The sequence below is a fragment of the Pseudomonas sp. MF5691 genome (assembly GCF_016405645.1).
Classification (GTDB): domain Bacteria; phylum Pseudomonadota; class Gammaproteobacteria; order Pseudomonadales; family Pseudomonadaceae; genus Aquipseudomonas; species Aquipseudomonas shahriarae.
In genome coordinates this window covers 1-22757 of sequence record NZ_JAEKDC010000041.1, presented here as the reverse complement: position 1 = coordinate 22757, position 22757 = coordinate 1, and the positions used below count along the sequence as shown (strand labels likewise).

Genomic DNA, 22757 nt, shown 5'->3' with positions numbered 1-22757 from the left:
GTAACCCGGCAGGACGCCGGGTTAGCCGCGCTGGGCCATGGATGGCCCATCGCGGCGGCCCCCCAAATCAATGTCGGATGACGGGCATGCCGAGCCTAGGCGAGGCACCGAGTGGTGGGGCAAGAGCGCTTTGGTTACTTTGGCGCTCTTCGAAAGTGAGCCGCCGTAAGGGCGGAACCAATAGCCGCCGTAACCGCAGCAACGGATATGTACACAACCCCAGAAGAGAGTTGTATAGCTACCTATGCCCATCGCGAACAAGCCCACATCAATCGGTGCAGGTCTTTAAATTTCGCTCACGTTGACCCACCGCTCCTCCCGCGCCGCCAGCCGAAGCGCTGTCGCCAACCGCTCCACCTCCCATGCCGCTTCAAAATTAGTACCCGCGGCACCTTGCCCGGCCAGGGCCATGATCAACTCCTGCACTTCCAGGGTTTTCAGTTCGTTGTACCCCAACTGATGCCCCGCCGCCGGGCTGAACGCGGCATAGCCGGGCAGGGCGGGGCCCGCCAGTAAACGCTGGAACCCCTGTTCACCGGCGCGAAACAGGCGCAATTCATTCAATCGCTCCTGATCGAACGCCAGGGTGCCGTGTGTGCCGCTGATCTCGAAGCTCAAGTGATTCTTGTAGCCGTGCTTGAGCCAACTGCTGCTGACGGTGCCGCGTGCGCCATTGGCAAAACGCAGCAAGGCATGTACCTGATCATCCACCGCAATCGAACGCCACTCGGTACTGCCAGGGCTGGCCGGGCGTTGGGCGTGGACGGTCTGGCTGTCGGCGCACACCTTGCTCACATCGCCCACCAGGTAACGCGCCATCGCCAGCAGATGACTGCCCAGGTCCGCCAGGGCGCCGCCGGCATGCTCCACCTCACAGCGCCAGGACCAGGGCGACGCCGGGTCGGCCATAAAGTCTTCACTGAACTCGCCCTGGAAACTGATGATCTGCCCCAGCTCGCCCGCGTCGATCATCTGTCGCGCCAGGGCGATCATCGGGTTGTGCTGGTAGTTGTAGCCGACCCGCGTCACCACTCCAGCCTCGTAGGCGGCGAGGCGCATGGCGTCGGCTTGCTGCAGGCTGGTCGCCAGGGGTTTTTCGCAATACACCGCCTTGCCCGCCGCCAGTGCGGCCATGGCCATGGGGTAGTGCAGGTGGTTGGGGGTGGTGATAGCGACCAGGTCCACGTGCGGGTTATCAATCAATTGTTGCCAGTCGCCATGGGCCTGGGCAAAGCCCCAGGCGCTGGCGCAACGTTGCGCGCGCTTGGTATCGGCATCGGCCAGGGCCGCCAGCGTCAGGTTGAAGGGAAGCTCAAACACCGCACGGGCGTTATTGAACGCCAGTGCGTGGGCACGGCCCATGAAGCCTGTACCGATCAGGCCGATTCCGAGTGAGCGCATGGCGGTGGTCCTTTTGAATTATTGTTTCAGGAGCGCAATTAATAGAATAAAAATTCCCAATGATCAATATATGGAATAAAAATATCGCCCAGAGGACGCGGGCAACTCATCATTTCAGCGAATGCAGCTATATTCAGCGCGAGGGCAAAAGGCCTTTAGTTAACAAAAGATAACGTAGCGCCGATTGTCAGACGATTCGAAAGCCCGATAGGATGGCCCCTGCTTCCTCAAGGGGCTCTAGATTGCAGGTTTGCGCACTGCGAACACCCTGGAAGGTGTTACGACCTAACAATAATAAATGGGAGAAAGGTCTATGAGTGAGCCTGTCATGGGTGTGGGTTTTTGCCGCCCGCTCGCGTCGCGCAAGGTCGCGGTGCTGGCTACAGCGCTCTCGCTGCTGGGGGTTGTCGCGTTGTCGACGGCTGCCCAGGCTGCAACCGACGCCGCAGAACCTGCGGCATTTGCCATTGAATCGCCAAGGGCCGAAAAAGGCCTGATGATCGACGTCGTGCAGGCCGGCAAGCGCCTGGTGGCGGTCGGTGATCGCGGGCATATCCTCTATTCCGATGATCAGGGCGCCACCTGGGTGCAGGCCAAGGTGCCGACCCGGCAATTGCTCACGGCGGTGTTTTTTATCGACGACCAGCATGGCTGGGCGGTCGGGCATGACGCCAAGATCCTCGCCAGCAGCGATGCCGGGGCCACCTGGAGCGAGCAGTTCAAGGACCTCAGCCGCGAAGCACCGCTGCTGGACGTGTTGTTCAACGACCCCAACCACGGCTTTGCCGTGGGCGCCTACGGTGCGCTGATCGAGACCACCGACGCCGGCAAGACCTGGGAGGATGTCAGCGACCGCCTCGACAACGAAGACCAGTACCATCTCAACGCCATTGCCCGGGTCAAGGATGCCGGCCTGTTTATTGTCGGCGAGCAGGGCAGCATGTTCCGCTCCAGCGACGAGGGGCAGACCTGGGAAAAACTCGAAGGCCCTTACGAGGGCTCGCTGTTTGGCGTGATCGGCACCGCCCAGCCCAAGACCCTGCTGGCCTACGGTTTGCGCGGCAATCTGTTCCGTTCCACCGATTTTGGCGACACCTGGGAGCCGGTGGCGCTCAAGGCCGCCCGTGGCGCCCTGGAGTTCGGCCTGTCGGGCGCGACCTTGCTCGACGACGGCACCCTGGTGGTGGTGGGTAACGGCGGCAGCGTGGTGGTCAGCCACGACGATGGCCTGACGTTCAGCGTATTCAATCGCCCGGACCGCATTTCACTCTCGGCAGTGACGGCGGCGGGCAATGGCGACTTGATTCTGGTGGGGCAGGGTGGCGTGCGCGTCGCCGAGCCAACCGGCGCCGAACGCAAAAAACAATAAGAAGGCGGGGACAGAATGAGCAGTCATCACAACGATAAAGCGACCTTTCTTGAGCGCCTGATCTTCAATAACCGCCCGGCAGTGATCGTCATCTGCCTGCTGGTGAGCATTTTCCTGTTCTGGCAGGCGACGTTGATTCGCCCGTCCACCAGCTTCGAAAAAATGATCCCCCTGCAACACCCCTTCATCGAAAAGATGATGGAGCACCGCAACGACCTGGCGAACCTGGGCAACACCGTGCGCATCTCGGTGGAGGCCAAGGACGGTGACATCTTCTCCAAGGAGTACATGGAGACCCTGCGCCAGATCAACGACGAAGTGTTCTATATCTCCGGTGTCGACCGCTCCGGCCTCAAGTCCCTGTGGAGCCCCAGCGTACGCTGGACCGAAGTGACCGAGGAGGGCTTTGCCGGCGGCGAAGTGATCCCGCAGAGCTACAACGGCTCGCCGGAAAGCCTCGACCAGTTGCGCAACAACGTGCTCAAGTCCGGCCAGGTCGGGCGCCTGGTGGCCAACGACTTCAAGTCGAGCATCGTCGATATCCCGCTGCTGGAGTCCTACCCGGACCCGCAGGACCAGGGCAAGTTGCTGGCCCTGGACTACCAGAAGTTTTCCCACGAACTGGAAGACAAGATCCGCACCAAGTTCCAGGAGCAGAACCCCAACGTCCAGATCCATATCGTCGGGTTCGCCAAGAAGGTCGGCGACCTGATCGACGGCTTGATCATGGTGGTGCTGTTCTTCGGTGTCGCGTTCGTGATCACCCTGGTGCTGCTGCTGTGGTTCACCAACTGCGTACGCAGCACCATCGCAGTGTTGATTACCACGCTGGTGGCAGTGGTCTGGCAACTGGGCTTGATGCACTTTTTCGGATTCGGCCTGGACCCGTACTCGATGCTGGTGCCGTTCCTGATCTTCGCCATCGGCATTTCCCATGGCGTGCAGAAGATCAACGGCATCGCCCTGCAATCCAGTGAGGCCGACAACGCCCTGACGGCGGCCCGCCGCACGTTCCGGCAACTGTTCCTGCCGGGGATGATCGCGATTCTCGCGGATGCGGTGGGCTTTATCACCCTGCTGATCATCGACATCGGCGTGATCCGTGAACTGGCCATCGGCGCCTCCATCGGTGTGGCAGTGATCGTGTTCACCAACCTGATCCTGCTGCCGGTCGCGATCTCCTATGTAGGCATCAGCAAACGCGCGATTGCCAAGAGCAAAAAGGACGCCAACCGCGACCATCCGTTCTGGCGCCTGTTGTCGAACTTCGCCAGCCCGAAAGTCGCGCCGATCTCCGTCGCCCTGGCCGTGATCGCCTTTGGTGGCGGCCTGTGGTACAGCCAGAACCTGAAGATCGGCGACCTCGACCAGGGCGCCCCGGAACTGCGCCCGGATTCGCGCTACAACAAAGACAACAACTTCATCATCAGCAACTACTCCACCAGCTCCGATGTACTGGTGGTGATGGTCAAGACCAAGGCAGAAGGCTGCTCGCGCTACGAAGCCATGGCGCCCATCGACCAGTTGATGTGGAAGATGCAGAACACCGAGGGGGTGCAGTCGGCGATCTCCCTGGTGACCGTGTCCAAGCAGATGATCAAGGGTATGAACGAGGGCAACCTGAAATGGGAAACCCTGTCGCGTAACCCGGATGTGTTGAACAACTCCATCGCCCGTGCCGATGGCCTGTACAACAACAATTGCTCCCTGGCGCCGGTGCTGGTGTTCCTCAACGACCACAAGGCCGAGACCCTCGACCGTGCGGTGCATGCGGTGCAGGACTTCGCCAAGGAAAACAACAAGGAAGGCCTGGAGTTCATCCTCGCCGCCGGCAACGCCGGGATCGAAGCGGCCACCAACGAAGTGATCAAGGAAGCCGAGCTGACCATCCTGATCCTGGTCTACCTGTGCGTGGCGACCATGTGCATGATCACCTTCCGCTCCTGGGCGGCGACCCTGTGCATCGTGCTGCCGCTGGTACTGACCTCGGTGCTGGGCAACGCGCTGATGGCGTTCATGGGTATCGGCGTCAAGGTCGCGACCCTGCCGGTGGTGGCGCTGGGGGTGGGGATTGGCGTGGACTACGGCATCTACATCTACAGCCGCCTGGAAAGCTTCCTGCGCGCCGGTCTGCCGTTGCAGGAAGCCTATTACCAGACCCTCAAATCCACCGGTAAAGCCGTACTGTTCACCGGCCTGTGCCTGGCGATCGGCGTGTGCACCTGGATCTTCTCGGCCATCAAGTTCCAGGCCGATATGGGCCTGATGCTGACCTTCATGCTGCTGTGGAACATGTTCGGTGCACTGTGGCTGCTGCCGGCACTGGCGCGGTTCCTGATCAAACCGGAGAAACTGGCGGGGCAGAAGGGCAACTCCTTGTTCGCCCACTGACCCAAGAAGCCCCCCCTGTGGCGAGCGGGCAATTCCGCTCGCCACAGCCGGTCAGGGGGCCAGCGGCAGGAACCAGCGCTGCACCAACGCCTTGCCGATCAACCCGCGATGGACATCCACGACTGCCTGGGGGCTTTGCGCCCTGGCCAGTTGCGAGTAGTAACTCTGCTTGCGCTGCTCCCGGGTTTTCAGGTGGGCGGCGGTATACAGTTCCTTGGGCGTATCGGCCGCCGGGTAGTGCAAGTGCGCATACCACAACGGATAGCCGCCCTGGTCGTTCACCGCATACTCCTGGACAAAATCCCGACGCTCGCCACTCAGTTGGATACGCTCCCCCAGCAACCCTATGTTGGCGCGCTTCTGTTCGATCAGGTACTCGAGGTTGCCGTGGGTCGGGGGCAGGTCCAGGCACAGCTGGGTACGCAGCGCCAGGCCTTGCTCACTCAAACGCACCGCCGCCTGGCGCATGTTGTTAACCAGGGTTTGATCCGCTGACGTACGCGCCTCGGCGGGTTGGGCCTGAATCGCCAGATGCAGTTCGTTGGCCAGTTTGTCGTAACGCACCGCTTCAAATTGCAGCACTTCCTGCACTTCTTGCGGGTGCCGGGAGATTCTCCGGTATTGCTCGCCACGGCGCAGGTGTTCTTCGAGCATGGCCAGCAGCTTGCGGGCTTCACCCTTGACCAGGCTCAGACTGCGCGGTGCTGGCGCAGAGGCCGGTGGTCGCGACTCCTTGTATTCGATCCACTGGTCCCCCCGTTGTGAATACATGGCCAGCAGTTGGTCACTGACCTGGGAGCGAACCTCCACCGTTTCCACCGAGCCCACTGGCTTGACCTCACCGATAAAGGTGCCCTTTTTCGGGGTACGGATCACTTTTTTCAGAGGCTTGCCGATCATTGCCGGGTTGCGTCGGCTCGGGCGCCTGGGGGGCTGGGCGACGGGCTTGATTTCGCCGGCCAGTTGCTTGGCGGCGTCCTGGTACAGTCCCTCTACCAGCGTGACCAGCTTGGCAAAATATTCGCTGTCCAGCTCATCGGCATTGACGATACCCAGCCCCTGCAACGAATCCAGGCCCCGGCCATAGTGTTCCACCAGGCTTTCCAGCACGCTGACGCGGTCCTCGGCCGTCAGTTCCAGGTCGTTCAGCTCACTGTGGGTACGCAAGTGTTCCTGCAGGGGCTCAAGGATGTCGATCAGTACATCGACCAGTGGATGATCCGGGTACTTGTGGGTCATCAGTTCGTAGTTGCGCATCAGCAAATCCTTGACGGCCAGGGCGCTGATTTCCTGCGGACGGTCCCAGGTCAGACGGTTGTAGTATTCGCTGCCGGCGGTGCCCAGGTTGAACAGTTGGTCCAGGTAGCGGTCGCGCAGCTCCAGCCAGTGGATCGAACGCTCATTGATGGCAATCATTTCGCGGATGAACCGCTGGTAAGCCGCAAAGTCACTGAGCACAGCCTCGGCCAGGCGTGTGCTTCGGGACGTGAAGTGACTGTTGTTGCGGTACAGCGCACCGCGATCTTTCTCGGCCACCACCACATGCTTGCGCGTATTGTTGACGATGTTTTCCAGCAAGCTCGCCACCGATTCGGGTGGCAAGGCAATCCCCAGCTCGCTGCGTTCTTTCAGGCTGTCCAACTGCTGCTGGTACTCCAATGTCTGTTCCTGCAGGGCCGTATCGAAGCGCTGGCGACTGTCAGCCTGTTGCGCTTCGCTGAAGCGTGGGTCTTCGGCGGTCCTGGTCATCACCCCCAGGATAATCTCGATCCGGTTTTGCCGGGCCACCTGACCCTGGATGAACTGTTCGTAAGAACGCTTCAGTTGGCTGACCCGTTCAGCCCGTCGCTGACGTTCGGCGGCGATCCGCCTGGGGGGCATGCCACCGCGCAGGCGCAGGCGGGTGTCTACCGACCACACGCCGTTGGCATCGCTGCGCAGGTAAGGGCCGCTGCGGCTGGGGTCGCCAGGGGCGACGACCCTGATGTCGCCCTCCGGCTCCAGGCTCACTTGCAACCACTCGCCGTTCGCCTCGGCGTGCCAAATGTTTTCAACCAGATACAGCCCCCTGCGTGGCCCATTCAGCACGGGGCGGGGCAGGGGCGTCGGCCGGATGGCCTTGAAGCTGCTCAGCCGCACGCGCTGGGCAGGCGTCAGGCGTTGACGGGTCTGGGCAAAGCTGAAGTCCAGCACATTGCGGCGGGTGTCCGGCAACACACCTGGCAGGGCCACGGCTCCCTCGCGAACCGTCGGCGCCGCGGGCACCGGCCATTGTTCGGCAATACGCGGCGCGAGGGCCGAAGGCAGTGCACGCGCCTTGAGCCCGGCAGCCAGGGGCGGGTAAGACGCGGTCACCTCGGGCGTCGCCTCGAACAGCAGCAGGCCGAGGTTGAGCAGCAGATCGACGGCAGCCAGTTCCCGGGTCTGGCGGTCGGGCGCATCCAGCGCCGGTATGTCCTGGTCCAGGCTGGCCATCAGGGCCATCAACCAGCCGGTGAGCATCGCCCGACCACGCAGCAACGGCAGCAGCAGGTTGCCGAACAACAGGCTGCTGCCTTCCAGCAGTACCCGCCAGCGGCTCTCGCTGTTGGACACCGACTCGCGGTTGGCCTGTTGCACCAAGCCACGGGCGTGGTCGCTGAACAGGTAGCTCATCAGGCGCCCGGTCACCAGGCATTGTTGTAATTCATCGTTGATGCCATCGCTGGACAGGCGCGCCGGCACCGGCTTATTCAGGGGGGCAAATTCATCGCCCTGGCCGAAGCGCAGGTAATGCGGTTCGCGCAAGCCACCGTGGGCATAGATCGGCCGGGCGCTGTCGCTCAGCCAGGTCAGCACACTGTCTTGTAGCTCGCCGGGCTGGGCGATGGCCTCGAACAGCGCCTCGCGGCTGGCGAATTCCAGAAGCGCTTGGGCATACAACGGGCGGTACAGCAGATGAGGGCCGACCTCGGCGTCCCGCGTTTCGATCAAGTACATGTTGCTGACGCTGTCGGGAGAGGCGCCAGGGGCTCGCACCAACGCCAGATGACGGATCACCACCTGGCGGTTATCAACCTGCTGCTCGGCAACATTGCCCTGCATCAGCGCGGCCACCAGGCGCGTGCCCTGGCGGCTTACGCCGGCCTGTTGTTTGAGGCACAACTCCAGCGCCAGCAACGGCAGTTGCGCGGCCTGCTGATCGGCAAACAACGTTTCACGCTGCTGCGCCTCGGGACTGTCGCCCAGCAGGTGCTGCTCCAGCAGGCGGGGGTAGTGCTGGCCGATATCGACCTTTTCAATGAGGCCACCGGCGCCCATCAAATAGTCGGCGGTCAGCCACGACGGCAGCGCCAGGCCGTGGCGATGGGTCAGGGTCACGGTGCCGCTGGGGCGGCTGGCCAGGTTGTCGATGGCCATGTCCGTGAGGCTCATGCGCTCGTGGCGGATAATTCCGACGGTGCCCGGATAGCCAGCGGTGACGGCGAAGGTCAGTTGCAGGTCGTCGGGGTGCAGCGCGGCGACAGACGGCGGCGTCGGCATCAGGGAATCGAAGTTCACGGCGTCGTGTTGCAGCGTTTGCAGCAGGGTCTTGACGGTGTAGGTGCGGATATCGTCCAGATCACTGAGGAAGTGGCGCCCGCCGCCGCGCTGTTTGGCGCTGGCCAGCGCCAGGGCATAACGCCGGTAAGTCGCGCGGTCGTCGGCGCTGGCCTGTTGCAGCCAGCTCGGCAGGTATGGGCGCAGAGTGTCCAGGGCCTGGGGTGGGGCGGCCGGCGAGTCGCGGAAAAACCGGCCGGGATCGGTGAGTTCAGCATACAGCGCCTGCCAGGCGCTGAAGGGCTGGGCCGTGGGCAGGCGCAGGTTGCCCAGGTCTGCCAACTGGCGATTGAGGATCATCGCCGCCTGGTGTTCGAAGATATCGCCGTCGGGCTCGTAGCGCTGGATGAGGATATCGTCGACCTGATATTGGCTGCCCAGGCGCTGGCCGTAGGCCTGGACCAACCCATCCATGGAGGCGAACACTTCAATGCCGCCGCCGGGGCTGCACAGCAGCACCGGCATCTTGCCGTTCACGGCGCGGACCAGCACCAGTTCCGGACTCAGCAGGTGGCTGCTCTGTTCCCCGCTCTTGAGGGTGACTTCCAGGCCATAGGCGAACACCACACCCTGGCCATGGCGGGCGATTCGCGCTTCACGGTCGGGGATGGCCACCAGTTGGTCGATCGCCTCCTGCGCCTGGGCATCCAGGCCTGTGTGGCGAAGGGCGGATACGCGCAAGGTGTCCATCAGCACGTGCGCAAGCCAGCGCCAATGCCCGGCGTCCCAATACTCGGCCAAGGCATTTTGCAGGGCGATGGGCAGGGTCTGGGGCAGTTCGCCAACCAGGCGTGCGATGACCCGCATATTGAGTTGTTCCCCGGTCAAACCGGGCAGTTTCAGACGTTTTGGCGGCTCGTCGGAGAGGTACCAGGGCACGTTGTCCACATCGCTGAAATCCAGCGCTATGCCACTGGCCAGCGCATCCTGTACCACTGGCATAAATGGCTGTAACAGCCAGCTGCGGCGTTGCGGCCGGGCCAGGCGCGTGCGACTCAGGTCTATCGTCAGCGTTGGGTATCGGGCGCCGATGGCCGCGGCGAGTTGTTGGCGGATCACCGTTTCCAGCGCGGGGCGATCAGCAAATCGAGCGCTCACGGCATGGGCGATGGAGGAGGGGGTGAGGTTTTGCATAAACATCCTTTTTATTGGCAGTAGATGCCTTCATGGCGGGGTTTTAGGCGGGCAACAGGCTGAGAAACAGGCGTTGGTCAAACGGCGCGGTGATCGGGTGGTACAGGTCTCGCACGATGGCCTGGCTGTCTGCACCGGCCTGGGCGATCAAGTCCCGCAGGGTCACAAAGCGCTGTTCGGGGCGCTTCAGATGGGCGGCGGTGTAGGCGCTGGGCAAACTGTCGGCCTGGCTGTAGTGGAAGTGGGCGTACCACAGCACCGTGAGGCTGTTTTTCTCGCGCACGGCGAACTCCGACACGTAGTCCCTGGACGTGGTACGTTGGGCGCCGTGGACCAGGCCGATATCAATCGCGCCGTGGCTACGCAGGAACTCAATGTGTTCCTGGCGCGGGCGCTGGGCCTTGTAGCCCTCGATGCACTGCTGCGTGCCTTGGCTGCGCAAGTCGCTGGCGCGCCGGCGCAAGCGTTCCACGGTCTGCGGCATGTCCGGTTTGTCCCCATGGTGGTTGGCCAACTCTGTCGCGACCGCTTCGAGGCGCTCGGCCTGGTGCGCGAGCATGTCGCGCCAGTCTTGCGGGTTGAGTTCATCGCGGCGTGTCGGGTCGCTGAGCTTCTTTTTCTGGAACTCGATAGAGCGCTCGATACCGGGCACTTCTTCCAGCAGCCGTTGTGCCTGGGTGCGCAAGGTCGCCAGGGACGGCGCCGGAGATGGCTCGACCGGCGCGGTGGGCTGGGCGTCGACAATCTCTACCCAGCCCTCATTGGGATGCTCCATAAAGCGCCCGCTGACCTGCTGGGTAATCGGGTTGCGGGTCACGATGGTGGGGAAGGGGATGTCGCTTTGCGCGGGTTCCAACTCGCCGACCAGGGCTCCCTTGTCCCGTGATTTGAATACGCGTTTGGTTCGCGACGTCGTGCGTACCGGTTTAAACGGCGTCGGTTGTGGCGGCAGGAATTCATCCTCGCGCAACAGGGCCGCCAGATCCGTCTCGGCGCTGTCACGGGCGGTGTGCAGGCGCTCGATCAGCAGCGGCATATACCGTGGGTGTGCCAGGGGCGAGTCCAGTTCCAGCAGGCTCTGGTAAATTTGCAGTCGGCGGCGGTAATGCTTGATCAGGTTGCTCAGCACGGCCTTGCGCTCGGCTGGGGTGAAGCCTTCGGTGGTCAGTAGCTCCAGGTGTGAGTCTTCCAGAGGCGACAGCGAGGATTGCAGGTGGTCATGGCGCGCCAGGAAGTAGTGTTCCTGGGGCGTGGTGGCCGGGATCGTCTGGTCGATGCTCAACTCGGTCAGCACATCCAGGGATTCGAGGGTGGCGTTGAGGCGGTTGTAGAACCGGCGCTTGGGGTGACCATTGAGGTACTTGAGGCGTTGCGCGGGGCCGGTCTTCAAGCGTGCGGCCATTTCCTCCAGGGTGTTCTCAATGGCAGTCATCGCCTGGGCGTGGCGCTCGGAAACCGCAAAGTTGGTCTCCAGCAGATCCTTGACATAGCGCATCGCCCCGACATCGTGGGCTGCGCCTTGCAGTTCGATCAGCGACTCGCCCTGTTCGGAAATGAATGTTGCCAGGTAGAGGGATGACAACTGGCTGACGCGGATTTCATCGGTGGCCAGAATCGACTGATATTGCTCGACGCACTGCCCTTCGTAGTCGAAGCGACTGTCCACTTCTTTCATTTGGCCATAGGCCGTGATCAGCTCGCGCCGCTGTTGCAGTAATTCGGCGGCGGCCTGATCGAAGCGCTCCTGAAAAAGCTGGAAGGCGGTCCTGGTCCGGGAGCGTTGGGCGACTTTGTCGCGGTGCTCGGCTATCAGCGCCGGGTCGTCCGGTTTGCTGCGCAAGCTTAGGCGCGTTTTGCCCAAGGCGTTATGCGCTTGCTCGAACTTCAAGCGGGCGGCATCCAGCACCTGGTCGATCGGTTGCAGGCGCTTGATCAGGACGCTGATCTGATCACCGATGCGATTAATTTCCTCCGACACCTGGCTGCGTTGCTGATCGATTTGCGCCAGCTTGGCCTTGAGCCGGTTCTTCGGCCCGCCACCGCGCAGTTTCAGGCCCAGGTCCAGGCTCCAGCGACCCTGGGCATTGCGTGTCAGCTGGAAGCCGGGGTGCTGCGGTTTGTGCGGATGAACCAGGAACACTTGGCCCAGGTCCGGCAGGACATTCACGCGAAACAGCAGGCCGGCCACCGAGGCATGCCACTGCTGATCAATGCGGTACAGGCCCTTGAAGGCGCCGATGCTCGCCGGTAAGGGCGGCGGCACCGGCCAGGGTACATGCAGTTCGTGCAGGGCCTCCAGCAGGCGTCTGCGACTGCTGTCCCGCGCGTTGGAGTGGATAAAGTCCACCAGGGTCTGGTCGCCGGCCGGTGGCTCGGCGGGCAGGCCCACCGTGCCTTGTTCGATCACTGTCGGCGGGTGGGCCGGGAGGCCGCGTGCAACAGAATCAGGCCGATGTTGAGCAGCACATCGACCCAGGCCAGTTCCCGCGCAGCGGCGTCATTGCCTTGCAGGGCGAGAATATCGTGGCGCAGGCTGACTGCCAGTTGTGCCATCCAGCCCGCCACCATTGCCGGCCCGCGCAGCAGCGGCAGCAGCAGAGCGTTGAACAGCAGCCAGCCACCTTCCAGCAGCACTTTCCAGCGGCTTTCGGCATTGGACACCGAATCCCGGTCTGCCAGGTCCACCAGCGCCCGGGCATTGCTGCCGTACAGGTATTGGGTCAGGTTGCCCGTGGCCAGTGCCTGCGCCAGGGAACCGGGGATTTCGCCGCCATGGCTGTCCTGCGCCAACTGGGCGGGCGGTGGGGCAGGCCATTGCACGCTGTCGTCACCCTGGCCGAAGCGCAGGATATGTGGGCTGTGAAAGCCATTATGGCTGTAGATCGGCCGGGCCTTGTCCGTCATCCAGGACAATACGCTGTCTTGTAGCGCGCCGGGTTGTGCGATGGCGTCGAACAGGGCCGCACGGCTGCTGAATTGCTGCAGCGCGTCCTGGTACAACGGGCGGTAGAGAATCGGCGGCCCGGCGTCGCTAGCGCGCGGTTCGATGATAAACATGTTGCTGACGATATCCGGCACGGCACCGGGCTTATGGGCGAAGGCCAGAGGGCGGATCACGATGTCCTGGGCATCCACCACCCGCCCCGACAGGTTGCTGTGCAGTACCGCCTTGACGTAGCGATAACCCAGGAAGGTAAACCCCTGTTGCCCGCGAATCGCCAACTCCAGGGCTTGGCGCGGCAACTGTACCGCCAGCTCCTGGCCGAACAGCGCTTCACGCCGACGGGCTTGGGCGGTGTCCCCCAACAGCTGTTCGCGGATTGTCTGCGGGTAGTGCCGGCCGACGTCCACCTGGCGGATCAGCCCTGGGGTGCTATGGAGCAGGCCCTTTTCCCCCAGGACGTAGTCTTCGGTCAGCCACTGCGGAACGTCCGCCCCCGAGGTGTCGCGCAGGGTCAGGCGACCCTGGGGCGCGGCGGCGAGGTTGTTGATCGCCAGTTCGCTCAGGCTCATGGTCTGCTGTGCCAGATAGCCGCTGCGCAGGTCTCCCACCGGGACATGGAAGGTCAGCGCCAGGTTGTCCGGCTCCACGCTGGACTCGGGGTGGTCGCGGCGCATCTGCTCGCGCAGGGTGCGGGTGGTGAAGGCTTGCAGGTTTTCGACGCCGCTCAGAAAGGATGCACCGCCGGTTTGCCGTTGCAGGCGCGCCTGGTCCAACAGCCCTTGGCGATAGGCAAAGCGCTGCTCGGCATCGGCTGCCAGCAGCCAGGGGGGCAGCGCCGCCTGCAGGACAGGTTGCAGCGTAGGGTCCGGCGCGGGGGCGGCGATAAGCAAGGGCACAGGGTCGCTGGCGTCGGTGACCTGCTGCTCCAGGGCGCGTACCCCTTCGGTAGCCGGCAAACGGATGGCTTGAAGGTCGTCCAGTTGCTGGTTGAGCAGTAAGGCGGCCTGGGTATCGAAGAGATTGCCATCGGGCTCGTAACGCTTGACCACCAGCGTGTCCGCTTGCAAGCGGCTGGCCAGGCGTTGGCCCCAGGTGTGGGTGAAGGCCTCGATTGAGGCAAAGGGCTCGACATTGCCCGACGCCTGGCACAGCAGGATCTGGGTGCCCTGCACCAACAGCAGGTCGGTGCTTAGCAGGCGCGCTTCGCGGTCCTGGTTGCTCACGCAGGCTTGCAGGCAGTAGGCATGCACGAAACCTGCGGGCGCGGCCTGGCGCTCGCGGCGATCGGGCTCGCCGGTCACGCTATCGAGCATGTTCCGGGCGGGGCCGCTCGGCAGCAGGCTTGCGGTGTTTTTCAGGGTGTCGCACAGCAGGTCGCCAAGCCATTGCCAGCGGCTGACGCCGGTATCTGCGTCGAGGTTCCAGTAGCTCGTCAGGGCGTGTTGCAAAGCGATAGGCAGGGTAAAGGCGAGGTCCAGAATCACCCGTTCAATGACGGTCATATCCGGCTCGCGGGGGCCATTGGCCTCATAGGTCAGGCGCGACGGCGGTCGTTGGGACAGGAAGCAGCGACGTTCGTCGATGACCAGGGTCAGGTTCAGGGCCGTGCCCTTGCCCAGGTGATCGAGGACGACGTCGATCAGGCGCTTGAGATCCCAGCCGCGCCGTTGGTTGGGGGTGGCCAGCCTGACCGTAGACACATCCAGGCGCAGCACCGGGAAGTGTTCCAGCAGGCGTTCCTGCAGGTGTTGCTCAAGCACCTGGCGCAAGCCCGGGCGATCGGCGAACTGGCGGGCGACGGCCAGGGCCGGGGTGTTGCTGCGGTGAGTGAACAGCGATGGGCCAGGGGGTGGGGCGGGTAAAGTGTCCGGCATAAAAGATTCCGTTCTGCGCGATGGGGTTCCTCCGCAGAATGGCAAGCCGCTGGGGCCGCAGTGTGGTAGCCGGTTATCGCGACACGACGGCGAACACGGTTTGGCCTATCATCAACGTTTTTCCACTGATGAATGATCCTGATGACTGCTGCCACTCTGCCTACTGCACTCCACACCAGCGACATGCTCGAAATCGATGGCCTGCATGCTTTTGATTTCACCTTCGATGACCGGCAGTTGCTGATCAAGAGCATGGACGGTCGGGCCGAGAAACGTTGGACGTTCAGCATCGCCCAGGTGCAGGCCGCGACGTTTGATGAAGCCTTGCAAAGCTGGACGCTCACCGGTGACTCGGGCGAGCACCGCCTGGTGTGCCTGAGCGCCATCACCGGCAGCAACGAAGACGAGGACGACGAACATGCTGATGCGTAAATTCTGGCCCCTGCTGATGGCCGGCAGTGTCGGTGCGATGTCGGTCCAGGCCGCCACGGCCGATACCTTTGATCTGCTGGTGGGCAGCTACACCGCCGGCACCAGCGAAGGCATCTATCGCCTGCAGTTCGACAGCCGTACCGGCCAGTTCAGCGGCCCGCCGGTGCTGGCGGCCAAGGCGCAGAACCCGTCCTGGCTGACCTTGTCCCCGGACCAGAAACGCCTGTTCGTGGTCAATGAAAACGGCCCGGGCCAGCAGGACGAAGTCGGGCGTGTCAGCAGCTATCGCATTGACCCGGCCAACCACCAACTGACCCTGATCAACCAGGTGCAGAGCCTGGGCAACGAACCCACCCACTCAAGCCTGGCCGCCGATGGGCGTTACCTGTTTGTTGCCAACTACTCGGTGCTGCAAGATCCGGGCGGCAGCCTGGCGGCCCTGCCGGTCGATGCCGAGGGCAGGCTGGCGCCACCGGTGCAACTGAGCGGGCACCCGGCCAGCGGCGTCAACCCCGAGCGCCAGGCGTCCAACCATGTGCATTCGGTGGTGTCGTCGCCGGATGGCAAGTACGTGTTTGTACAGGACCTGGGGGCGGACCGGATTTTTGCCTACCGCTACGACCCCAAGGCCAACCCTGAGCGGCCGCTGACCCCCGCCGATCCGGATTCCGTGCAGTTGCCGCCGGGCAGTGGCCCGCGTCACCTGCTGTTCAGTGCCGATGGCAAGCATGCCTGGCTGACCACCGAGATGAGCGCGCAGGTCGCGGTGTACGACTACCAGGACGGCAAACTGAGCGAACGCCAACGGGTGGACTTTGCCGCCGGGCAACCGCTGTCGGACAAGGCCGGCGCGGCATTGCACGCCTCCAGCGACGGCAGGTTCCTCTACGTCAGTAACCGTGGCACCGCCAATCAGATCGTGGTGTTCGCCATTGATCCGGCCAACGCACAGCTGAAAGAGATCCAGCGCCGCGCCGTGGACGGCGATCATCCCCGTGAGTTCAGCCTGGATCCGAGCGGCAGGTTCCTGTTGATTGCCAACCAGAAGAGCAACCAGATCGTGGTGATCGAGCGCGATAGCCAGACCGGCCAACTGGGCAAAACGGTACAAAAACTGCCGATTGATGCTCCCAGCGATCTCAAGTTCCTGGTGCGTCAATAAGCCACAGGCCCCGGTGTACGGGGCCTGACTCCTTGTATTAATCCCAGTGATAACGGCTACTGTTTCAAAGCATTTCAGCGAGCCGGAACCCAGGCGTAAGTTTGCTCCAAGGCCTTCACAAGCCATCCAGCCAACTGAACACAAGGGTTACCGCCATGAACTTCAATCTCTTCTCGATCATTGCCGCTTCCGCTGTTTCCGCCACCGTCGCCTTGCCAGCCAGCGCCAGCGTGGAGATCAGCAGCAAAAAATCCAGCACCAGCGCCTACACCCAGAAATACCTGCAACAGAGCGCCAACTTCTACGCCGCCCTGGATCACAAGACCCCGCAGTGAGCAGCACTCGGCTTCAGGTTTTTGCCATCACTGCGGTAAACAACGGCGCCGCCAGAAAACGCTGCAGCCACTGCTGCAAACGCGGATACGGCGTTGTTGCAAACCACTCCCGATCCACATGGGCAAACTGGCGAATGAACGGCATCAGCGCCACGTCCGCCAGGCTCAGGTGATCGGCCAGTAGGTAATCACGTTGCGCCAGCAATCCCTCCAGCTGGCGCAAAAACACCTCGCCCTCGGCGCGATAGTGTTCCATCGGCTGCTCCGGGTAGCGCTCGGCGTATTTGTAGCGATTCAAATACACCTTGAAGGCCTGGTCATTCTCGCCAATCAATTGCGCCATCAACCTCTGCGCCGCCGGATCAGCCTCGAGCAGCCAGTCCTCGGGGTCGTTCTGCGCCAACGCCCAGTGCATGATCGCCAGGCTCTCGTCGATCACCTGGCCACCCACACACAACACCGGCACCGTGCCCTTGGGTGACAGCGCCAACATCTCGGCCGGCTTGGCCTTGAGGCTGACCTCGACAATCCGCAGCGCCACCCCTGAATACCGCAGGGCCATTCGCGCGCGCATGGCGTAGGGGCAACGACGGAACGAAAACAGCAGCGTCTCGCTCACTTGACCTCCAGGGTGCTCAGGCCATTGCCCTGGCGCTTGACCTGGATCTGCACCGGTATCCGCTCGTGCATTTCCTGCACATGGGAAATCACCGCCACCTTGCGCCCCTGGGCCTGCAGGCCGTCGAGGGCATCCATCGCCAGTTGCAGGGATTCGGGGTCCAGGCTGCCGAAGCCTTCGTCGATAAACAACGACTCGATCTTCAAGGTGCTGGAGGCCATCGACGCCAGCCCCAGGGCCAGCGCCAGGGAGACCAGGAACGTCTCGCCGCCGGACAGCGAGTGCACCGAGCGCAGTTCATCGCCCATTTCCGTGTCCAGCACCAGCAGGCCGAGCATGCTGCCGCCGCGCTTGAGGCGATAACGGCGTACCAGTTGGCGCAGTTGCACGTTGGCGTGGTGCACCAGCAGGTCGAGGTTGTAGGCCTGGGCGAACTTGCGGAACTTGTCGCCGGTGGCCGAGCCGATCAGCGCATCCAGCCGCGCCCAGCGCTGCCACTCTTCATAGGCCTTGGCGGTGGTGAGTGCCAGGCTCTGGTTGGCGTCCTGGCGTCGCTGGTCTTCGGCTTGTTGGGCGCGCAGTTCGGCGCAGTGTTTCTCGGCGTTGTGCAATTGCTGATTAAGGTCGGCCAGGGCCGCGTCCAGCTGTTCGGCGTCGAGGTTGCCGTTGTGCAGGGCCTGGTGGTCCTTGAGGCGTTGCTCGCGCTCTTGCAGCAGAACTTTGGCTTGCTCAATGGCTTTTTCGCTGTGCTGCACCTGCTGGCGCAGTGCGCTGACAGCCGCCTCGTCGAAGGCCAGCAGGTGCGCCAGGCCGGCGTCGTCAAGCTGCGGATGTTGGGCGCGCCACTCGCTGATACGGCTGTGCAACGCCTGGAGTTCGCTGTCCAGGGCTTGCTGGCGCTCCTGGCGGGCCTTGAGGTCGGCGGCCAATTGGATCAGTTCGCTGCGGGTGTCCTGCAACTGCTGATTGGCCTGGGTCTCACTCTGGCGCGCCTGTTCCACCGCCTGCTCAAGGTGCTGCTGCCAGTGCTCGGCACTGCTGTGCTCACCCACCAGGGCGCTGAGTTGTGCCTGGGCGGCCTGCTGTTGGGCGCTCAGTTCAACCAATTGTTGCTGCAACACGGCCAGCTGTTGTTGGCGATGTTGCTGGCGGTCCTGTTCTTTTTCGAGGGTTTGCTGGCGCTGTTGCTGCTCGGCCAGTTCATCCTTCTGGTAGCCGAGCTGCTCCAGGCGCTGGCTGATCTGTTGGTCCAACAGCATGAACGTGGCCGCGGGCTCCGTGCGCAGGCCTTCGAGGGTCTCGGCCGGTAGCAGGCTGGCGAAAGCATTGAGCTCTTCATCCAGGCGCTCGCGGTCGCTGGCCAGCTCCCGTTGCTGGTCGATCAACTGCTGGCGGGCCTGTTGGCTGGCATCCTGGGCGGCTTGCAGTTGTTGCTGCAGGCGCCCGGCATTTTGTTGCAGGTTGAGCAGGGCGCCCTGGCGCTGTTCGTCCTGGGTGATGCTCTGACTGAGCTGGCTCAGTTGCTGCGCCAGCCAGGCGCTGCGTTTGCCGCTGTCCTGGTTGAACAGCGTGGCGCTCAACGGATGGGCCTCGAGGCTCGGCGCCAGGGCCAGGCGCTGGGTCGCCAACTGCTCCTGCTGTTGCAGGAACTCCTTCTGCTGGGCGATCAAGCCGCCAACTTCGCCGCGCAGGTCGGTGAGCTTTTCCTTGAGGGTCTCGACGGCGAGCTGTGCAGTGGCCTCTTCGTTTTCATCGTGGCGCGTGAGGCTGTGCAACAAGGCTTCGGGCTGATGGTAAGGATGCTCGACGCTGCCGCACACCGGGCAGGGCTGATCATCCTGCAATTGCCCGCGCAACTCCTCGACACTGGCACTGCGTGCCAGCCGCTGACGCTCCAATAACTGCTTGGTCACGCTCAGGGTCTGCTCGGCCACTGTCAGCTCGGCCTTGGCTTGCAGGCCGGTCTGGTTCAACTGCTCGCGCTGTTGCTGGGCGGTGGCCTGCTTGAGGGCCAACTCCTGTTGTTGCTGGTCCAGCTGCTGCTGGCTGTCCCAGAGCCGCGTCAGGTCTTCGAAGGCCCGTTGCTGCTTGCGATTGTCCTTGAGCAGGCTGTCGAGCAACTGGATCTGCTCGGCCACGGCATGGGGTTCGGCACCGGCTTCCTGATACAGCAGGTCCAGGGCCGCGCGCTGCTGAGTCCATTGCTCGCTGACGCGGTTGGCGCGTTCTTCCAGTTGCGGCAGTTCGGCCTGGCCCTTGTTCAGGCGATTGCCGATCAGCATCAGCTGTTGCAGGCGGTCACGGTAGGCGTTCCAGGCGTCGCTCAAGGGCGCCAGCCCGGCGCTGCGCTCAAGCTGTGCCGCCAGTTGTTGCAGGCGGCTGGTGACCTGCTGTTGCTGGGCGTGCAAGGCATCGAGCGCGGCCTGGCCCTCGGTGCAGGCGGTTTGCCCCAGTTGCAGCTGTTCGTTGCTTTGGGCCAGCTCGCGGGTCAGGCGGGCGAGGCTGCTTTGTTCCTCGAAGGCCTGGCGCAGCAGCGGCACCGCGTCGGTCTGTTGTTGCAGGGCTGCGGCCAAGGCGCTGTGTGCGCTGGCTTGCTGCTGTTGCAGCTGCTCCTGGCGCGTGTGCAGGGCGCTTTGTTGTTCAAGGTGCTGGCGGATCTGCGCGGCCAGGGGTTCCAGTTGGCCGGTCAATTCGCTGTGCCGCGCGAAATGATGACGCTGCGGTGCCAGTTGCTCCGAGTAGTTCAGGTCCTGGCGCTGCTGGCCTTGGCTGTCCCATTGCTGTTGGGCTTGCTGCAACTGTTCGGCTGCACTGTGCTGGCGCTCTTGCCACTCGCGCAGTTCCTTGAGCCAGGTGTGCTGCAGTTCCAGTTGCTTGAGCTGGGCCTGCTGGGTCTTGAGCTGGTGCTGGGCTGCGCTCAACTGTTGATCCAGCTCGGCGCGGGCCTCGGCCGGCAACGGCGTGACGCCGGTCGCCTGGTCTTGCAGCAGCTTGTGGGCTTCCTTGGCCTCCCGTGCCTTGACGAACGCACGCTGGCCCAACTGGGTGTAGAGCGCGGTGTCGGTGAGCTTTTCCAGCAGTTCGCTGCGCTCATTGTCGTTGGCCTTGAGAAAGGCGCTGAACTCACTTTGCGCCAGCAGCACGGCGCGGGTGAACTGTTCGAAGTTCAGGCCCAGGGCCAGTTCCAGCTGGGTCTTGTATTCGGTTTTCTGGCTGGCCAGCAGTTGCTCGCTGTCCAGGTCGATCAGGCTTTGCCGGCTGTTCTGCAGCTTGCCGCTGGCCTTGTCGCGGGCACGGTTGGCTTCCCAGCGCGCGCGGTAGCGCCGGCCGCTGACGCCGATAAAGTCCACCTCGGCATACCCGCCGCCGGTACCGCGGCGGATCAGGGTGCGCGGGTCGCCGATGGAGATATCGGTATCGGCATCGGGCATTTTCGCCTGGCCGGTATCGCCCAGGCGTGGCACGGCGCCAAACAGCGCCAGGCACAGGGCGTCGAGCAAGGTACTTTTGCCGGCGCCGGTGGGCCCGGTGATCGCAAACAGGCCGGCACTGGCCAGGGGCTCGGCGGTAAAGTCGATCTCGAATGGCCCGGCCAGGGACGCGAGGTTTTTCAGGCGGATGGCGAGGATCTTCATGGCAGTTGCTCCTCCTGTTGTACTTCCTGGAGCAGCACGGCGAAATCCTTGAGGGTCTGTTCGTCCACGTCATTGCCGTAGCTTTCCTGCCAGGCACGGCTGAACAGTTCCTGGGGCGTGAGCTGGTCGAGTTCGATCAACTGCTCTTGGCCATGGTCCTGGCGTGCGCCGCTGCCGGCGTACTCGGCGGCGATGCGCACCAGGCGCACGGCCTTGCCCAGCAGGGCGTTTTCCACTTGCTGGCGCAGGTCGGGCTGGGGTTCGTCGAGGCGCACCCGCACCTCCAGCCACGGCTGGCGCTGGGTTTCGGCCAGCAGGTCGACATCGGGCAGCTCCGCCAGTTGCTTGAGGATCTCGGCCAGGGGTGCGGCTTCCAGGCGTTGCAGATGCACGGCGCGGGGGATCAGGCGCGATTCGACGCTGACCAGGGTGTCGCCGTCCAGTTGCACGTCGAGAATCTGGTGTTGATAGCCGATTTCGGAGAACGACAGCGGGATCGGCGAGCCGCAATAACGGATGCGCTCCTCACCATTGACCCGCTGCGGCTTGTGCAAATGGCCGAGGGCGACATAGCTGACACTGGCATCGAACAGACTGGCCGGCAGCGCTTCGGCGTTGCCGATGATCAGGCTGCGCTCGGAGTCTTCCGACACCGAGCCGCCGGCCATATGCGCGTGGCTGATGGCAACCAGCGCCTGGCCCGGCTGGCGCTTGGCGTTGGCCGCCGCGATCAGGCGCTCATGCACCTGGCCGATGCCCTTGAGGTAATCGTCGCCCAGCAGTGCGCCAGTGACCTCGGCCGGGCGCAGGAACGGCAGCGCCAGGCACCAGCCGGCCACAGCCCCGGTTTTGTCCGGTAGAGCAATCAGCAAGCGCTCCACATCCAGTTGCCCGTCATCCAGCCACAGCACCCGGCCCAGGGCATGGGTGCGCAAACGCCGCATCAACGGCGCCGGCAGCTCAATGCGCGAGCCGGAGTCGTGGTTGCCGGCGATCATCACAATCGTCAGGTCGGGGTTTTGTTCATGGGCGTTGATGATGAAGTCATACAGACGCTCCTGGGCCTTGAGCGGCGGGTTGACCGTGTCGAAGATATCGCCGGCAATCAACAGCACATCGGGGCAGTGCAGCTTGATCTGGCCCAGCAGCCACTCGAGAAAACAGGCGTGCTCGAAGTCGCGTTCCTGGCCGTGGAGGTTTTGGCCCAGGTGCCAGTCGGAGGTGTGAAACAGACGCAAGGCGAACTCCGTGGGGAATAGGGAAAGGAGGGGAGTTTACCTGTAAATGGTAATGGGGCGCCCAAGATCAACAGCAAAGCCAGAGCGCAAAGCTACGGGGCTTTGTGGGAGCTGGCTTGTCGGTGATGGCGGGGTTGTGTACATATCCGTTGCTGCGGTCACGGCGGCTATTGGTTCCGCCCTTACGGCGGGTCACTTTTGGAAAAGAGCCCGGAGTGCCGGCCCAGCCAAAAGTAACCAAAAGGACTCTTGCCCCACCACTCGGTGCCTCGCCTAGGCTCGGCATGCCCGCAGTCAGGCATTGCTCCGTGGGCCCGCCGCGATCGGCCATCCCTGGCCGTGTCGCGGCTACCCCGGCATCCATGCCGGGGTACCCACTGCGCAATACCTGCCTGCGGCCATCGTGGTTTAACGGGGCGCCTGAGATCAAGATCAAAAGCCAGATCAAAAACAGAGCAACAGCAAAGCCAGAGCGCGAAGCTGCATTCCCCTGTGGGAGCTGGCTTGTCGGGTCGCCGCATCGCTGCGATGGCGGTTCATCAGCCAATACATTTATCGACTGATACACCGCCATCGCAGCGATGCGGCGACCCGACAAGCCAGCTCCCACAGGTCTTCCTCTCATACACACCTCCCAGCCCACT

At 63.3% G+C, this 22757-nt stretch carries 12 protein-coding genes; 5 read left to right on the top strand and 7 right to left on the bottom strand.

The genetic code is table 11. The features are described 5' to 3' along the window. Positions 1-285: 285 nt before the first annotated feature. The gene (locus JFT44_RS27860) at positions 286-1401 is read right to left on the bottom strand and encodes a Gfo/Idh/MocA family protein (RefSeq protein WP_076965175.1); all 1116 of its coding nucleotides are present in this window, start codon (positions 1399-1401) and stop codon (positions 286-288) included. Between the two features lie 328 nt (positions 1402-1729). Here JFT44_RS27860 and JFT44_RS27855 point away from each other — a divergent pair, with 328 nt between their 5' ends. Both JFT44_RS27855 and JFT44_RS27850 read left to right on the top strand, forming a co-directional pair. Then, positions 1730-2770, top strand: coding sequence for a YCF48-related protein (locus JFT44_RS27855; RefSeq protein WP_057438652.1), 1041 nt, complete (start codon positions 1730-1732; stop codon positions 2768-2770). A gap of 15 nt (positions 2771-2785) precedes the next feature. Next, positions 2786-5161 carry an RND family transporter gene (locus tag JFT44_RS27850; RefSeq protein ID WP_057444729.1) on the top strand — a complete coding sequence of 792 codons (2376 nt, stop codon included), beginning with the start codon at positions 2786-2788 and terminating at the stop codon, positions 5159-5161. 51 nt (positions 5162-5212) lie between these two features. Here the strand turns inward: JFT44_RS27850 and JFT44_RS27845 are convergent, their stop codons facing one another. The 3 genes from JFT44_RS27845 to JFT44_RS27835 are packed head-to-tail and all read right to left on the bottom strand — an operon-like array spanning position 5213 to position 14692. Then, positions 5213-9874 (bottom strand): hypothetical protein, encoded by a 4662-nt coding sequence (locus JFT44_RS27845; protein WP_076965176.1) that lies wholly within the window; start codon positions 9872-9874, stop codon positions 5213-5215. Between the two features lie 43 nt (positions 9875-9917). Then, complete coding sequence (locus JFT44_RS27840; protein WP_198831456.1) at positions 9918-12281, bottom strand: hypothetical protein; 2364 nt, start codon at positions 12279-12281, stop codon at positions 9918-9920. Continuing rightward, the gene (locus tag JFT44_RS27835; protein WP_198831455.1) at positions 12278-14692 is read right to left on the bottom strand and encodes a dermonecrotic toxin domain-containing protein; all 2415 of its coding nucleotides are present in this window, start codon (positions 14690-14692) and stop codon (positions 12278-12280) included. Before JFT44_RS27835 ends, JFT44_RS27840 begins: the two co-directional genes overlap by 4 nt. Before the next feature lie 141 nt (positions 14693-14833). On the opposite strand from JFT44_RS27835, the gene JFT44_RS27830 reads away from it, so the two are divergent. The 3 genes from JFT44_RS27830 to JFT44_RS27820 all read left to right on the top strand — a co-directional run bounded on the left by JFT44_RS27830 (position 14834) and on the right by JFT44_RS27820 (position 16621). Further along, the gene (locus JFT44_RS27830; RefSeq protein ID WP_057959839.1) at positions 14834-15124 is read left to right on the top strand and encodes a DUF5629 family protein; all 291 of its coding nucleotides are present in this window, start codon (positions 14834-14836) and stop codon (positions 15122-15124) included. Continuing rightward, entirely contained in the window at positions 15111-16286 is a 1176-nt protein-coding gene (locus JFT44_RS27825; protein ID WP_057438650.1) for a lactonase family protein, read from the top strand. Before JFT44_RS27830 ends, JFT44_RS27825 begins: the two co-directional genes overlap by 14 nt. A 155-nt stretch (positions 16287-16441) precedes the next feature. Beyond that, positions 16442-16621, top strand: coding sequence for a hypothetical protein (locus tag JFT44_RS27820; RefSeq protein WP_076965178.1), 180 nt, complete (start codon positions 16442-16444; stop codon positions 16619-16621). A 13-nt stretch (positions 16622-16634) separates the two neighbouring features. Here the strand turns inward: JFT44_RS27820 and JFT44_RS27815 are convergent, their stop codons facing one another. Genes JFT44_RS27815 through JFT44_RS27805 form a run of 3 tightly spaced genes read right to left on the bottom strand, consistent with a single transcriptional unit; the run spans position 16635 to position 22113 of the window. Continuing rightward, on the bottom strand, positions 16635-17240 hold the full coding sequence (locus JFT44_RS27815) for a glutathione S-transferase (protein ID WP_076965179.1): 606 nt from the start codon (positions 17238-17240) through the stop codon (positions 16635-16637). Further along, positions 17237-20875 (bottom strand): AAA family ATPase, encoded by a 3639-nt coding sequence (locus tag JFT44_RS27810; protein WP_076965180.1) that lies wholly within the window; start codon positions 20873-20875, stop codon positions 17237-17239. Before JFT44_RS27810 ends, JFT44_RS27815 begins: the two co-directional genes overlap by 4 nt. Then, positions 20872-22113 carry an exonuclease SbcCD subunit D C-terminal domain-containing protein gene (locus JFT44_RS27805; RefSeq protein ID WP_057438646.1) on the bottom strand — a complete coding sequence of 414 codons (1242 nt, stop codon included), beginning with the start codon at positions 22111-22113 and terminating at the stop codon, positions 20872-20874. Before JFT44_RS27805 ends, JFT44_RS27810 begins: the two co-directional genes overlap by 4 nt. Positions 22114-22757: the final 644 nt, after the last annotated feature.

Excerpts from the sequence above, each read along its gene's own strand:
- JFT44_RS27855 (WP_057438652.1), top strand. The coding sequence starts at position 1,730 with ATGGGTGTGGGTTTTTGCCGCCCGCTCGCGTCGCGCAAGGTCGCGGTG.
- JFT44_RS27820 (WP_076965178.1), top strand. The coding sequence starts at position 16,442 with ATGAACTTCAATCTCTTCTCGATCATTGCCGCTTCCGCTGTTTCCGCC.
- JFT44_RS27850 (WP_057444729.1), top strand. The coding sequence starts at position 2,786 with ATGAGCAGTCATCACAACGATAAAGCGACCTTTCTTGAGCGCCTGATC.
- JFT44_RS27810 (WP_076965180.1), bottom strand. The coding sequence starts at position 20,875 with ATGAAGATCCTCGCCATCCGCCTGAAAAACCTCGCGTCCCTGGCCGGG.
- JFT44_RS27825 (WP_057438650.1), top strand. The coding sequence starts at position 15,111 with ATGCTGATGCGTAAATTCTGGCCCCTGCTGATGGCCGGCAGTGTCGGT.
- JFT44_RS27830 (WP_057959839.1), top strand. The coding sequence starts at position 14,834 with ATGACTGCTGCCACTCTGCCTACTGCACTCCACACCAGCGACATGCTC.
- JFT44_RS27835 (WP_198831455.1), bottom strand. The coding sequence starts at position 14,692 with ATGCCGGACACTTTACCCGCCCCACCCCCTGGCCCATCGCTGTTCACT.
- JFT44_RS27860 (WP_076965175.1), bottom strand. The coding sequence starts at position 1,401 with ATGCGCTCACTCGGAATCGGCCTGATCGGTACAGGCTTCATGGGCCGT.
- JFT44_RS27845 (WP_076965176.1), bottom strand. The coding sequence starts at position 9,874 with ATGCAAAACCTCACCCCCTCCTCCATCGCCCATGCCGTGAGCGCTCGA.